This is a genomic window from Noviherbaspirillum pedocola, assembly GCF_016632335.1.
In the GTDB taxonomy this organism is placed as follows: Bacteria; Pseudomonadota; Gammaproteobacteria; order Burkholderiales; family Burkholderiaceae_D; genus Noviherbaspirillum_A; species Noviherbaspirillum_A pedocola.
The window spans coordinates 144,206-156,994 of record NZ_JAEPBG010000013.1 but is presented as its reverse complement, the minus strand read 5'-3'; the positions used below and the strand labels follow the sequence as shown (position 1 = coordinate 156,994).

At 59.7% G+C, this 12,789-nt stretch carries 12 protein-coding genes; 6 read left to right on the top strand and 6 right to left on the bottom strand.

The annotated features are described in order from the left end of the window. Nucleotides 1-712 precede the first annotated feature (712 nt). Nucleotides 713-1,645 carry an oxygenase MpaB family protein gene (locus JJB74_RS23950; RefSeq protein ID WP_200596167.1) on the top strand — a complete coding sequence of 311 codons (933 nt, stop codon included), beginning with the start codon at nucleotides 713-715 and terminating at the stop codon, nucleotides 1,643-1,645. A 38-nt stretch (nucleotides 1,646-1,683) separates the two neighbouring features. Here the strand turns inward: JJB74_RS23950 and JJB74_RS23945 are convergent, their stop codons facing one another. Together JJB74_RS23945 and JJB74_RS23940 are read right to left on the bottom strand one after the other, a co-directional pair. Next, the gene (locus tag JJB74_RS23945; protein WP_200596165.1) at nucleotides 1,684-2,265 is read right to left on the bottom strand and encodes a hypothetical protein; all 582 of its coding nucleotides are present in this window, start codon (nucleotides 2,263-2,265) and stop codon (nucleotides 1,684-1,686) included. Between the two features lies 1 nt (nucleotide 2,266). Further along, complete coding sequence (locus JJB74_RS23940; protein ID WP_200596163.1) at nucleotides 2,267-2,512, bottom strand: hypothetical protein; 246 nt, start codon at nucleotides 2,510-2,512, stop codon at nucleotides 2,267-2,269. 313 nt (nucleotides 2,513-2,825) lie between these two features. On the opposite strand from JJB74_RS23940, the gene JJB74_RS23935 reads away from it, so the two are divergent. Further along, nucleotides 2,826-3,284: a hypothetical protein gene (locus JJB74_RS23935; protein ID WP_200596161.1), complete on the top strand. Its 459-nt coding sequence runs from the start codon at nucleotides 2,826-2,828 to the stop codon at nucleotides 3,282-3,284. Between the two features lie 170 nt (nucleotides 3,285-3,454). On the opposite strand, the gene JJB74_RS23930 is transcribed toward JJB74_RS23935, so the two are convergent. Together JJB74_RS23930 and JJB74_RS23925 are read right to left on the bottom strand one after the other, a co-directional pair. Beyond that, nucleotides 3,455-3,709 carry a YciI family protein gene (locus tag JJB74_RS23930; RefSeq protein ID WP_200596160.1) on the bottom strand — a complete coding sequence of 85 codons (255 nt, stop codon included), beginning with the start codon at nucleotides 3,707-3,709 and terminating at the stop codon, nucleotides 3,455-3,457. Between the two features lie 205 nt (nucleotides 3,710-3,914). Further along, entirely contained in the window at nucleotides 3,915-4,064 is a 150-nt protein-coding gene (locus JJB74_RS23925; protein WP_200596158.1) for a hypothetical protein, read from the bottom strand. 322 nt (nucleotides 4,065-4,386) lie between these two features. Between JJB74_RS23925 and JJB74_RS23920 the strand changes: the two genes are divergently transcribed. Beyond that, entirely contained in the window at nucleotides 4,387-5,079 is a 693-nt protein-coding gene (locus tag JJB74_RS23920; protein ID WP_200596156.1) for a class I SAM-dependent methyltransferase, read from the top strand. Nucleotides 5,080-5,167: 88 nt separating this feature from the next. Here JJB74_RS23920 and pyk read toward each other — a convergent pair whose 3' ends face one another. Together pyk and JJB74_RS23910 are read right to left on the bottom strand one after the other, a co-directional pair. Continuing rightward, a complete protein-coding gene (gene pyk, locus JJB74_RS23915; protein ID WP_200596154.1) occupies nucleotides 5,168-6,580 on the bottom strand; it encodes a pyruvate kinase in 1,413 nt (470 codons plus the stop codon). Nucleotides 6,581-7,079: 499 nt separating this feature from the next. Further along, nucleotides 7,080-9,602, bottom strand: a complete 2,523-nt coding sequence (locus tag JJB74_RS23910; protein WP_200596152.1) for a cation-translocating P-type ATPase — start codon at nucleotides 9,600-9,602, stop codon at nucleotides 7,080-7,082. A gap of 233 nt (nucleotides 9,603-9,835) precedes the next feature. On the opposite strand from JJB74_RS23910, the gene JJB74_RS23905 reads away from it, so the two are divergent. From JJB74_RS23905 to JJB74_RS23895, 3 genes are read left to right on the top strand one after another with little or no spacing between them, the layout of a single operon-like run. Then, entirely contained in the window at nucleotides 9,836-10,597 is a 762-nt protein-coding gene (locus JJB74_RS23905) for a cytochrome b/b6 domain-containing protein (protein WP_200596150.1), read from the top strand. Then, a complete protein-coding gene (locus tag JJB74_RS23900) occupies nucleotides 10,578-11,246 on the top strand; it encodes a response regulator (RefSeq protein WP_200596148.1) in 669 nt (222 codons plus the stop codon). The genes JJB74_RS23905 and JJB74_RS23900 overlap by 20 nt, the downstream gene beginning before the upstream one ends. Beyond that, nucleotides 11,243-12,607, top strand: coding sequence for an ATP-binding protein (locus JJB74_RS23895; RefSeq protein ID WP_234484799.1), 1,365 nt, complete (start codon nucleotides 11,243-11,245; stop codon nucleotides 12,605-12,607). The genes JJB74_RS23900 and JJB74_RS23895 overlap by 4 nt, the downstream gene beginning before the upstream one ends. Nucleotides 12,608-12,789: the final 182 nt, after the last annotated feature.

Here is a 12,789-nt window from a genome sequence, read left to right as displayed (position 1 = left end):
AAGCCCGCACGCGCACCGCCCTCGACGAGGCGCTCAAACAAGCTATTGACCACATTACCGAGTCCGATGCCAAAAGCTGGTTCCAGCTCTGCGGTTATACCCTACATTAATTCGACAACCGCGCTAGTACGAAGGAGAGTTGTTCAGGATCGAATGCCCATAAGAAAACGCACTAACGGCAAGGCTTAAATACATTTTTGGTTCACTTTTGGATATCGCGTGAGTTTAAGCCAACGTGTTTGCGCAATTGGTGTAGGTGAACGATAAGATATATGAAAGATTCCTCATTAGCTGTTAGTACGATTTCACGGCGGCGTCTTTTAGTTTTCGTGCTCGTGAATTAAAGAAAAAAGAGGTTCTCTTTTACCTCTTAATTCAGACCCCGCGAAAGGTTACGATTCGTTGGTATCGAGCTTGTTAAACGTCGAATGCACTCACGTTGCCTGCGAAGGGGGTTTGGACATTTTTGAACTAATGCCACTGCGATTTCTCGAGTGGTAAGAAATCCGTTAGATGAATTACATTTTTTCCGGGCTGATCTATGGTGTTAGCCGAAATGATGAATCGAAGGGCACACATTTTCTACATTTGCGGCCATAAAATGTAAAACGTCGTGGCTCGTTGCTGTCACGTCGGGGGATCAGACGTTTAGACATTGTCGAGACACTATGTGAATCTGGTTCTGATATCGCTTACCTCCGGGAAAAGTTGAGTGAATAATGATCGTACTGAGTTTCGACTTTTTTCGCCTCTCCAGCGAAGAGTTGAACACATTGGAACAACTTACTTATTTGAGAGTGCATCTCAGCGCATTGACTTCACACGACCTATCGGCGCACCGGCATTTCTCGAGCCAGACTCAGTTTCCTGGAATGTCTTTAAGAATCCTTTAAGCCTGTTCATTGGTGGTGTTGCCGCTGTGATCCTGGAGCTCGCAGAGCCCAAAGTGGGTACAGCAGTATGGCGGCATACCGGTTTTAAGGAGCATCCGCTTCGACGGCTACGGAATACTGGGCTTGCTGCGATGGCCACTGTTTATGCCGCCGAGAGCCAAGCCCGGAATCTGATTCAGCGAATCAATACCATGCACAGCCGGGTGTCCGGTGTAACTGCAGAAGGTTTGGCATACAGAGCCGATGATCCTAGATTGCTCGACTGGGTATACGCCACAGCGAGTTTTGGATTTATCCAGGCGCATCATGTTTACGCGCGACAGCTTAGCTCGGAAGACTGCGATCGCTATTACAGGGAGAGCACGCTAGCTGCACATCTCTACGGGGCTTACGGCGCTCCGAAGTCACGTAGGCAACTCGATGATTTGTTCGCCTTCACTGCGCCGACCCTGGTCCCATCCAGCGCGATGTTCGAGTTTTTAAAAATCATGTCGTCGCGCCCACTACTTCCAGCACAATTGCATCGTTTGCAACCGATGCTTGTAAGAGCGGCAATCGACATCATTCCTGACGATCTTCGTATCAGGCTCCGTCTGGACCATACGCAGTGCTTACGTCCTTGGGAACGGGCATTTCTACGGCGCGCTGGAGGATTTGCCGATAGATTGGTACTCGCTGGCATGCCTCCAGTACTGGCATGCCAGCGTATGGGTTTGCCGGACCACTATCTTTACCGTTCGCAAAAAGCTTGAATATGTTTCTGTTGCGCGCTTCGGCGACTTTCAGTTCGTCAAAGCCAGACAGACCGCCCAAACGCGGATGCTCTTTCAGCAGGATATATATTGGCCTTGCGCAAGAAGGCCTTCTCGGTGCTCGGATCCTGCAAATGCAGAAGCTGCGCAGCCATCACATCGTAAACCGGTACGCCACCGGCCGGTAACACGCACAGGCGGCACCGCACCGTGCCATCCGGTCTTAGCACGTCAATGTTCGCGTTAATTTCTACACGGATGCGGTACAGATCGCCGGTACTTCCTCCAGTCACCAGAACATACCCGAGTCTTCGAAATGTCTCGCGCTGCGCTTCAGTCAGCAGACCAAGCAACAGTGTCAATGCGCGACGTTTGGCCCGACGTTCATCGCGAATCGCGCGTTCCCAAGCTAGCCGGCTCTTGCGCTGTTGCTCCTGTAACTGTTCCTCCAGTCGGAGCTGCCATCCTTGAAAGGGGCGACTCAAGCGGTCAGTTGCCGCGTTCACGCCGCTTACCCATCGGTTGAGTCCGGGCGGCCCTTCATGCCGCTCGCTGGAAGCGGCGCCGGCATGTCGGACCAGCCTTACCAGGCTGCGCCATGCATGCTCAAGCGCCGACATGCTAGCCACCTACGGTCACCGGAACCATCACCACTTCTTTCATCGTGGGATCGAAATCTCGGATGAGATGTTTTGGCTCGTTTTCCCGCGAACCGAAAGCCGAGTATCCGCGCGACACCAGCTTGTCAAAAGTCTTACGCGCTACCGCGATATCTTCCAGCTCTTCAACATTCCAATGCAATTGCTTGTGGCCGGAATGATCCATGATGTTCATCACGCCACTCGTGGTTTTGCCTGCCTTCATCATCGTCTGCTCCTTTTGTCCATCCGGACCGGTTGCCTGAAATGAGCCAGCCCCAACATCGCGGCCCAGGTATGCATAGCTGATAAATCATGCACCCATGGATTCAAAGAGTAGACCCGAGGTCCGGGCAATGCATGCGTATACCGACAACAAAGTTTGATTAGAACCAATCAGCGTGCGCCTTAAAGCGAAGGAAATCCATACCAACGACGATGTAAAGCGCTTTAGGAACCAGATGGCCTGTTGTCATATCTAAAAGTCGCCGGCGGCATGAATGAAGGTAAGAGCGTCGCCGAATCGTTGAGGAGAAAGCAAAATGAAAACGTCGTGCTGGATGCGCTGCGCTGCGCTTGTTCTGACGCTGGCTTCCTTGCATGCTGGCGCGGCCAGCGTCTACAAGTATCGGGAGCCGGGCGGGGGCATCCTGTATAGCCAAAAGCCGGTTGCCAATGCGAGATTGATCGCGGTGATGCAGGTTCAGAATCCGTCATCGGGCAGGCTTAGCGTGATGCGTGTTGAGCAGGAGCGCCAACATGCGCAACAGCTCTACCAGGAGATCATGGAAAGTCGACGTATCGAGCTTCTTGCCACGGCGTCTCGTGAATCCTCTGCTGAACGCTGCGACACATCGCAAATGTACACCTCGGTATTTGAGCCGCGGCCAGGGGAGAGAACCGGAACGGTGTCAGGCCATAGCCGCCTAAACCAGAATTATTGGAATCGTCTAGGCGTATATCCGTCACCGACAATCTGTTCCGTGCCATGTATTGATTGACGCCGAATGCGGCGTCAGGCCGGAAGCACGGTCGTGCCCGTGCCTATGTTACGTCTGGCGTCCTTAGTCATCTACGGCAATGTGAAAGCGGGTGCTTGCAGCTGTGCCTTTGAGCGGTGTGCATCGTCCGTATTCACGGGCGGGGAAACGGACGATGCGATTAGGCAATGTCAGCGCGCATCCCATTCATAAACCGTGACGGTCGCCGCGCCGAGCAAATGCATCGGATCGCGCGTTGCGATTGAACGGGCCTCATCGATGTTGCTCGCATTCAGCAGGTATGCTCCGCCACTGCCATCAGCGAAAGGGCCTGCCAAGTCGAGCAGGCCATCGGCGCGCAAGTCGCCGAGGAACGCGTAATGCTCGTCCAGCATGTCACGTTGGAAAGAGCGATTGCGTGTGGTAGTTACAAGGTACTTCGACATCACTACGAACTCCGAAAAACGAAAAAAAACGGTCGCATTTTCTCACAGAAATATGCTGACCGCAGGAAAGTCTCTGGTTTCTCGGAACGATGTGGTCCTGTACTGACACGATCTGGAACATCTTAAGGCTTACGCACAGTCCTGAAGACCAGTCCCATGCCATACCGTCCTATGTTCCGGCAGCGGTCCATGCTCCGTCTTTGCATCACGCCCCGGTGAGCGCCGCGATCACACGCAGAACCGCATTCATCGCCGCGCCTACGTCGACGAAACCGCCCACGATGGCGCCCAGCATGTCGAAAAGTGTAGTGAGGTTGGCGAATGCGTCCTGGATACCGTTGGTGATGTCGTTCATGGAAAATGGATATGCGCGGCGTGAGACCAGATGATACTTGGCTCTGCTGCAAGTAAGCGCTTCGCTTGTGCTGGAACGCAAGAAATACCATCCGCAGGAAGTGACGAGGGCATTGCCAACGGCTGATCGCTGCATTCCCAAAACCCGCCGGTTTCCGGTTATCGTTGCGCTTCCTCATCTCACTCGCGCAAGGAATACCATGCAAGCTCCCCGAGTCGCGCAACCACTGCGTGCTACGTTTTGCGCCGCGTGCCTAGTCGCCATGCTCGCCTCTTGTTCATCGGCGCCGCTGAACAGCAGCCAATCAGACAGCCCATCCGCCATGGAGAAAGGCGCAACGCTCTCGCATGCGCAGATCGACAGCCTGCTCGCCAACCCGGACCGCAAACCCTCGGACCGGGCCATGGATGCGCGGCGCAAGCCGGCCGAACTGCTGAGCTTCGTCGGCGCCAGGTCCGGCATGATTGCACTGGATCTGTCCGCGGGCGGCGGCTATACCAGCTCGCTACTGGCTCGCGCCGCTGGGCCGAGTGGCAAGGTCTATGCGCAGTCGGCGCCGCGTGGTGATGCTCCTCCACCATCTTTCCCGGTGCTCAGCGCACGCGTGGGTGCGGACGGGAACATCGTGCCGGCCCTTCGTCGCTTCGACGATCCTGTTCCGCCCGAGGTTGCGCATCAGGCGCTGGACCTTGTGACCTTCGTCGACAACTACCATGATCTCGGCCACCTCGGCGTTGATCGGGCCAAGTTGAATCGGGCCGTCCATGAAGCGCTGAAGCCGGGCGGTGTGTATGTCATCGTCGACCATGCCGGCCGGCCTGGCACCGGCATCTCGGAGTCGGCCACGCTGCACCGGGTCGAAGAAGCCTTCGTCAAACAGGAAGTTGAAAGCGCAGGATTCCGTTTCGTCGGTTCCGGCGACTTCCTGCGCAACCCGAATGATCCACGCGACAGGAATGCGCCCGAAGGCGGTCAAGCCAAGGACGGCTTTGCACTGAAGTTCGTCAAGCGCTGATTGATCAGGCCACACGGAGCGCGGAAGCAGGGTGCATACACACCATGCATACCATCATCGTGACTACATCCACCGGAACATCGTCGATTTACAGGCTGGCCAGGCGCAATAAATTCGTCGTGCCCGCCTGCCCAAACGGCATGCCGGCAGCGATCGCTATGCTTTCGCCTGGCCGGCCATACTCTTCAGCCAGCGCGGTCCTGCGGGCCGCTTCCACCATCGCATCGACGTCACTGATGTCGGGCCCCACGGTCGAATGCACACCCCAGACCACAGCAAGGCGCCTCGCGGTCGACACGTTCGGAGTAATGCTGAGTATTGGCGCCAGCGGACGCTCGCGGGCCGCACGGAGACTGGTATGACCGGAACTCGTATAGGTAACAGTCGCGACCGCGCCGATGATGCGCGTGACTTCGCGCAATGCGTGGCAGATCGCGTCGCCGCTGTTGCGCTGCGGTTCGCCCTGTGACAACTCGGCCGGTTCGAAGAAGGAAGGATCGCGTTCGGCCTGCTCGATGATTCGCGACATCATCGCCACCGCCTGTGTCGGATAGGCGCCGTTGGCCGACTCGGCCGAAAGCATCACCGCATCAGCCCCGTCATAAATCGCGCTCGCGACGTCGGAAGCCTCGGCTCTGGTTGGTACCGGCGCCACCGTCATCGACTCCAGCATCTGAGTTGCGATCACCACCGGTTTGCCACGCCGGCGGCAGGATCGCACGATGCGTTTCTGCAGCCCAGGCACGCATTCCGGCGGCAGTTCCACGCCGAGGTCGCCACGCGCAACCATGATCGAATCCGAGACTTCGACGATGTCATCGAGACGTTTCAATGCCGCCGGCTTTTCCAGCTTCGACATCAGCAGCGCGCGGGACCCAACGATTTCCCGCGCTTCAAGCACATCCTCGGGACGCTGCACAAAGGACAGGGCAACCCAGTCCGCGCCCATGTCAAGCGCGAAGGCCAGATCAGCGCGGTCCTTGGCGGTCAGGGCCGGAATTGGCAGCACGGCGTCCGGCACGTTGACGCCCTTGCGGTCGGAAAGCATGCCGCCGCTGATAACACGGGTATGGATCGCATGCTCGTCGCACTCGAGCACTTCCAGCCTGAGCTTGCCGTCGTCGAGCAGCAAGGACTGTCCGGGAGCCGTTACGGCAAACAGTTCGGGATGCGGCAAGCACACGCGAGTGGCATTGCCCGGCGCGGGATCGCGATCCAGCGTGAAACGCTCGCCAGCGCGAAGCTGTACACGCCCTTCAGCGAACTGACCGACGCGCAATTTCGGCCCTTGCAGATCGGCCAGCACCGCAATCGGCCTGCCGTGGCTGCGTTCCAGATCGCGCACGATCTCATAGCGTGCGAGATGGTCCTGCTGCGTGCCGTGACTGAAGTTGAAGCGGAAGACATCGGCGCCCGCTTCGAACAGCGCAAGTATGCTTTCCCTGCTGCTGCTCGCCGGTCCGAGCGTGGCTACGATCTTGGCTTTGCGTTGCCGTCTCATGTTTCCTCCTTGTGTAAGGCGGATCCGCACCGTCGTCGGCGCTCTCCGCGTCACATCTACTGATGAAGGCGGCCGTCATGCACCTGCGGTGCATTTGCGACGCAGCGTCGCAAGTAGACGAGGACACGGTCGCCGGGCGACGTCTTTACGAACTCCAATTCCTGCAGGCCTGCTTACCATCTTCCAGGCGTATTGAAAGACAAGGTTCGCGGGCACCCGGCGCGCGACCTGAGACGCTACTGCAATGTCACCATAGTCAGGCATTCCCAATGGCCGCCAGAGCAGCACCTGCTATCGTGGCAGACACATCGCGCTGAACGCTTGTCGATACGTAGCGCATGGTATCGACAAAGCCTGATGACGATAAGACGACAAAACATCGTTGTAATCGATACTTCGGGTATTGAACATCTCCGGATGCTCGTGTCGAACAGGAGCCAATTCAACCGTATGGCCAGGCACAAACGGGCTTGCGACTTCCGCTCGCCATGACGATGCCTTACGGCTTTTGCAGCAGGATCTTCGCAGTCCCGAACCAGAGCCAGGCCAGCAGCGAAGCAGCCAGTGCCGCAATGGCCAGTGCTGGCGTGGGCAGCGCAAACGCGAAAAGATCGCGCGCCACGGGTATGGCCACAACTGCGAGCAGCATCGTCAGCGTCGCGAGCGCGATCCACAGGAAATACGGATTGCCACGGTGCCAGGACCAGAATGCAGCGGCGCGCCAATTGCGATTCGCGCCGATCAGGCCGAGGTTGCCAATCACCAGAGCCGAAAACATCAGCGTGCGCGCCGCCTCGTCGGATACGTCGAGCTGACGCGTCAACAGGAATAAGGCAAGCAGTATCGCCAGCAAGCCGCCGCCCTGGCACAAGCCCTGAATCAACACAGTCGAATCATAAAGACGCGCGTCGGGACGGCGCGGCTTCGCATGCATGGCTTCAGCCTCGAGCGGTTCCGCTTCGAACACCAGCGAGCAGCTTGGATCAATGATCAGCTGCAGGAACAGGATATGCACCGGCATGAGCAGCATCGGCCATCCCATCAGAACCGGCGCGATCGAGAGCCCGACGATGGGGACATGGACTGCGACGATGAAGACAATGGCCTTGCGCAGATTCGCAAATACCTGGCGTCCATAGCGCACCGCGGTGACAAGGGAGGTGAAATCATCATCGAGCAGGACCAGGTCCGCCGCTTCACGCGCGACATCGGTGCCGCGCGCGCCCATTGCCACGCCTATGTGCGCCGCCTTCAATGCCGGCGCGTCGTTGATGCCATCGCCGGTCATCGCGACAATTTCACCCATATCGCGGAAGGCCTGCACCAGTCGCAACTTGTGCTCGGGCTGCACCCGGCAAAACACATTGGCCTCGCGCAGCCGCCGGCGCAGCAGGTCCGGTTCACTGGCATCGATGTCCTTGCCTGTCAGCGCCTCGCCATCGACTTGCAGTCCGGCCTGGCGGGCGATCGACACAGCGGTATGCGGATGATCTCCGGTGATCATCACGACGCGGATACCGGCGGCATGGCATTCCGCGATCGCTTGCGGCACCTTGGGTCGCAACGGATCCTCGAAAGCCACGAGGCCGATGAAACGGAACGCGAAGTCATGCTGATTCTCCGGCAGGGCACGCGCTGCAAACGCCGCCTGCGCGACCCCTAGCACGCGCAAGCCCTCACGCGCCATCCGCTCCACCTGGGCCGCGATGATGCCGCTTCGCGCCGCGTCCAGATGGCAAAGATCCATGATTGCTTCAGGTGCGCCCTTGGCAGCGATAATGCGGTCTTCCAGGTCGGGCGACTGCCACACGCGCGACATCGCCAGCATGTGGCGCGACAGCGGATAATCGTCGACCAGCGTCCAGTCGCGATGCAGATGCTCGGTATTGGCAAGCAAAGCCTGCCCCGCAGCGCCGATGGCGGTCTCCATCGGATCGAAAGCGCGCCGGTGGCTCGCGAGCACCGCGTATTCAAGCACCGGATGAAGCGCTTCAGGCACTTGCGCAAGCTGCGCCAGATCCTGTTCGCATTCCTCGGACCATAGCTTGCGCAATTGCATGCGGTTCGCAGTCAGCGTCCCAGTCTTGTCGACGCAAAGGATGGTCGTTGCGCCCAGCAATTCCACCGCCGGAACGCTGCGCGCCAGCACCCGGGCTTGCGCCAGGCGCCAGGCGCCGAGCCCAAGAAAGATACTCAGGATCACTGGCAGCTCTTCCGGGACGACAGCCATCGCAAAAGTGACCCCTGCCAGCAATCCATGCAGCCAGTCATCACGCAGCAGGCCCCAGGCAACGGCCAGCGCTGCAGCCAGCGCCAGCCCGGCGACTGCAACGCCCTTTACCACCTGCCGGGTCTGCTCCTGGACCGGCGTGCGTTCATCTGCAAGCCCCTGCATCGATGCACCGATGCGTCCAAGCGCGCTACGCGTGCCTGTCGCCGTCACCCGGCCCCGACCAGCTCCCTGTATGACAAGCGTGCCGGAATAGGCCATGCTTGCGACATCGCCACTCTCGTGCGCGTCTGCAAGCTCGAGGCTCCCGTGCTTGACGACCGGCACGGATTCCCCGGTCAGCATGGATTCATCGATGGTGAGATTCGAGGCTTCCAGGATAGTCATGTCGGCCGGGACCCGATCGCCTTCGGCCAACAGAACGATGTCATCAACGACGAGATCACGGCCGGCGATGCGACAAGTCTGACCGTCGCGAATCACCAGTGCGCGCGGACTGGAAATGCTGCGCAATGCCGCCAGTGATCGCTCGGTACGGCCCTGTTGTACCAGACTGATGCCCATGACCATGAACACGAAGGCAAGCAGCATCAATGCTTCTGCCTTGTCACCCAGCAGCAGGTAGATCGCGCCGCAGGCCAGCAGCAACAGGAACATCGGCTCGAGCACCACATCGAGCGCCATGCGCCTCAGGCTTTTCGGCCCGTCGGAAGGCACTTCATTCGCGCCGTCAACGCTGAAGCGACGGCGCGCTTCTTCGCTGGAAAGACCATGATGAGGATCGGTATGCATCGGCGAGTTTGTATGAGCTCGGGTTTGCGTTAGGAAAGCACGGCGCCTTGACGGTCATCTCATCACGATTCTGTCATCTTCGGCAAGCAGTGCGCACGCTCTGGCGTACAGCAACGCTTCAGATTTCCTTAATCCTGCTGATCCACGATAAGGACAACGCAAACACTCGGCGCCCGTATCTGGTGCCACCGACTGCCTTGCGTATCAAGCGCGAATTCATTCAAGGATTTTCCATGAATACACTATCTGAACCCGGCATCGAAGCGGCGGTGCCGGGCACCGTACAAAGGGGCGTATTGATATGGGATGCGCCTGTGCGACTGTTTCACTGGCTGCTGGTTTTATGTTTTGCGGGCGCCTATCTGACCGCAGAAAGCGACAGCTTGCGACTTGTGCATGTGACGCTCGGCTATACGATGGCAGGCCTTGTCGCTTTCCGCATCCTGTGGGGATGCATGGGTACCCACCATGCGCGTTTCACCGCCTTCGTGCGTGGTCCGCGCGCCGTCCTGGCCTATACGCATTCGCTCCGGCATGGCAAACCGCAGCACCATGCCGGGCACAATCCTGCCGGCGCCGTGGCCATCCTGGGCCTGCTCAGCCTGGCCGCATTGCTTGCAGCCAGCGGCTGGGCAACCTATCAGGGCAGAGAATGGCTGGAAGATGTGCACGAGGGGTTGGCAAACGTGATGCTGGCCCTTGTGGCGATCCATGTCGCCGCAGTAGTGCTCTCAAGCTGGTTACATCATGAAAACCTGGTCGCAGCAATGATTCACGGCCGCAAGCCTGCGCCGGCTGCGGAGGGCATCCGCTCCTCGTGGCGCTCAGTCGCGGCACTGCTGCTGGCGGCGGTGCTCGCCTTCTGGTGGTGGCAATGGCGCACCGCGCCGGAAGCGCGTGTCGAGCGGCATGCCGTTGCAGCGCAGCGGATCGAACAAGGCGCGACCGGGCGCGTCGCCATGCGAGAATGCGGCCATGCGCATACTCCTTGCTGAAGATGATCCCCTGCTGGGCGACGGCCTGCGTGCCGGTTTGCGCCAGGCCGGATTCCAGGTGGACTGGGTACGCGACGGCGTTGCCGCCGTTTCCGAGCTGCGCGCCCAGCCCTATGCCGCAGCGGTGCTCGACCTTGGCCTGCCGCGCATGGATGGCATCGATGTGCTTGTCGCCGTTCGCCGCGCCGGGGTCAAGCTGCCCATCCTGGTACTGACTGCGCGCGATGCCATCGACGACCGGATACGTGGACTTGACGTCGGCGCGGATGATTATGTGATCAAGCCGGTGGACCTGCACGAGCTTGCGGCACGCTTGCGCGCCCTGATTCGCCGGGCCCATGGACAGCCGCAGGAAAGATTGACGGCGCAAGACGTGGAGCTCGATCCGGCCGCGCGCATGGTATGGAAAGCGGGAGAAACGGTGAACCTGTCGGCGCGCGAATTCGATTTGCTGCAGGCGCTGATGCTCAGCGCCGGCCGCGTGCTGAGTCGGGAACAGATCGAGCAGCAGGTATACGGCTGGGGGCAGGAGGTTGAAAGCAACGCGGTCGAAGTGCATGTGTCGAATCTGCGGCGCAAGCTTGGCAGCGGCCTGATACAGACCGTGCGCGGCGTCGGCTACCTGCTGCTGCGTGACGAAGCCGCATGAGCCGCATGGGCCACATCAACCCGCCTTCGCTGCAACGCCGCCTGCTGATCCTGGTGCTCTCCGTGGTGACGATCGGCTGGATCCTGGCCGGCGCTGCAACTTGGCTGGATGCGCGCCATGAGCTCGACGAACTGCTCGACAGCCATCTCGCCCAGGCCGCCGCGATACTGGTCGTGCAGCAGACGCATGAGATGGCCGAGCATGCCGGCATGCTCGATAACGCGCCGGTCGTTCATCGTTATGCGCCGAAGGTCGCCTTTCAGGTGTATCACCAGGGACGCCTCGTGCTGCGCTCGGAAAATGCGCCGGGACAACCTCTGTTGCCCGAGCCGTCGAGGCTGCGTACCGGCTTCGATACGGTGAGTGTCGATGGCGTCAGCTGGCGGCTATACGCGGATCATGGGCCGGAGGATATCCAGGTCTTCGTCGGGGAGCGCATGGCGTCGCGCTCGGAAATCTTGGCCGCGATCCTGCGCGGCTCGTTCATTCCGCTGATTGTGACCCTGCCGCTTCTTGCCTTTGCCATCTGGTGGGCCGTGCGTACCGGACTTGCGCCGCTGCGGCAATTTGGCGGCGCACTGGCCCGGCGCCGTCCGGAGGCACTGCATCCACTGGAAACGAAGGACATGCCGGAAGAAATGGTGGCGATGGTCATGGCCTTGAACGGCTTGTTTGCCCGCATCGGCGACCTGCTCGATTCCGAGCGCCGCTTCACCGCCGACGCCGCGCATGAATTGCGCACGCCGATTGCCGCGATCCGCACCCAGGCCCAGGTTGCGCTGCAGGAAAGCGATGATGGGATGCGCAATGCGGCGCTGAAACAGACCATGGCCGGATGCGACCGCGCAGCCAGGTTGATCGAGCAATTGCTTATTCTTGCGCGGCTGGAGGCACAGGCCGCGCCTTCGGAACGGCGTTGCGATCTGGCCGTGATCGTGCGGCAGGTAGTGGCCGATCTGGCGCCCAGGGCGATCGCAAGCGGGCAGGCGCTTGCCGTGCTTGGTAGCGCGCATTGTCCCGTGGCTGGCGATGAGACCCTGCTTGCAGTGCTGGTGCGCAACTTGCTGGAAAACGCTGTGCGCTACAGTCCGAACGGCGCGAGCATCGACATCGAAGTGAGCCAGGACGGCGACCGCTTCATGCTGGTCGTGGAGGACAGCGGTCCAGGCTTGCCCGCAGAGACGATAGGAAGGCTGGGCCAACGCTTCTTTCGCGCGGCAGGGCAATCGCAGAGTGGCAGCGGACTAGGCTGGTCCATCGTGCGACGCATCGCCCAAGTGCATGGCATGCGCATCGAGGTCATGCGCTCGCAGAAGCTTGGCGGGCTGCGGGTTTGCGTCACTGGCGTAGCGCAGACCTGATGCCGGGTAATAGGGGAGGGCGCAGGGCAGCGTAGGGTTGCACGCCACTCCAAGCGTATGGCAATCGTTGCACAAGCTTGCCAAGCGAGGGATCGAGGCTGCAAGCGCATGGCATCCAATCGCAGGCGATCCGGTTGCCACGCATTCTCGGAAAAATCGCAGCAAACTGCGCCTTCCCCGAG

Excerpts from the sequence above, each read along its gene's own strand:
- JJB74_RS23920 (WP_200596156.1), top strand. The coding sequence starts at position 4,387 with ATGGAGAAAGGCGCAACGCTCTCGCATGCGCAGATCGACAGCCTGCTC.
- JJB74_RS23905 (WP_200596150.1), top strand. The coding sequence starts at position 9,836 with ATGAATACACTATCTGAACCCGGCATCGAAGCGGCGGTGCCGGGCACC.
- JJB74_RS23945 (WP_200596165.1), bottom strand. The coding sequence starts at position 2,265 with ATGTCGGCGCTTGAGCATGCATGGCGCAGCCTGGTAAGGCTGGTCCGA.
- JJB74_RS23895 (WP_234484799.1), top strand. The coding sequence starts at position 11,243 with ATGAGCCGCATGGGCCACATCAACCCGCCTTCGCTGCAACGCCGCCTG.
- JJB74_RS23940 (WP_200596163.1), bottom strand. The coding sequence starts at position 2,512 with ATGATGAAGGCAGGCAAAACCACGAGTGGCGTGATGAACATCATGGAT.
- JJB74_RS23910 (WP_200596152.1), bottom strand. The coding sequence starts at position 9,602 with ATGCATACCGATCCTCATCATGGTCTTTCCAGCGAAGAAGCGCGCCGT.
- JJB74_RS23925 (WP_200596158.1), bottom strand. The coding sequence starts at position 4,064 with ATGAACGACATCACCAACGGTATCCAGGACGCATTCGCCAACCTCACT.
- JJB74_RS23900 (WP_200596148.1), top strand. The coding sequence starts at position 10,578 with ATGCGCATACTCCTTGCTGAAGATGATCCCCTGCTGGGCGACGGCCTG.
- pyk (WP_200596154.1), bottom strand. The coding sequence starts at position 6,580 with ATGAGACGGCAACGCAAAGCCAAGATCGTAGCCACGCTCGGACCGGCG.
- JJB74_RS23930 (WP_200596160.1), bottom strand. The coding sequence starts at position 3,709 with ATGTCGAAGTACCTTGTAACTACCACACGCAATCGCTCTTTCCAACGT.
- JJB74_RS23935 (WP_200596161.1), top strand. The coding sequence starts at position 2,826 with ATGAAAACGTCGTGCTGGATGCGCTGCGCTGCGCTTGTTCTGACGCTG.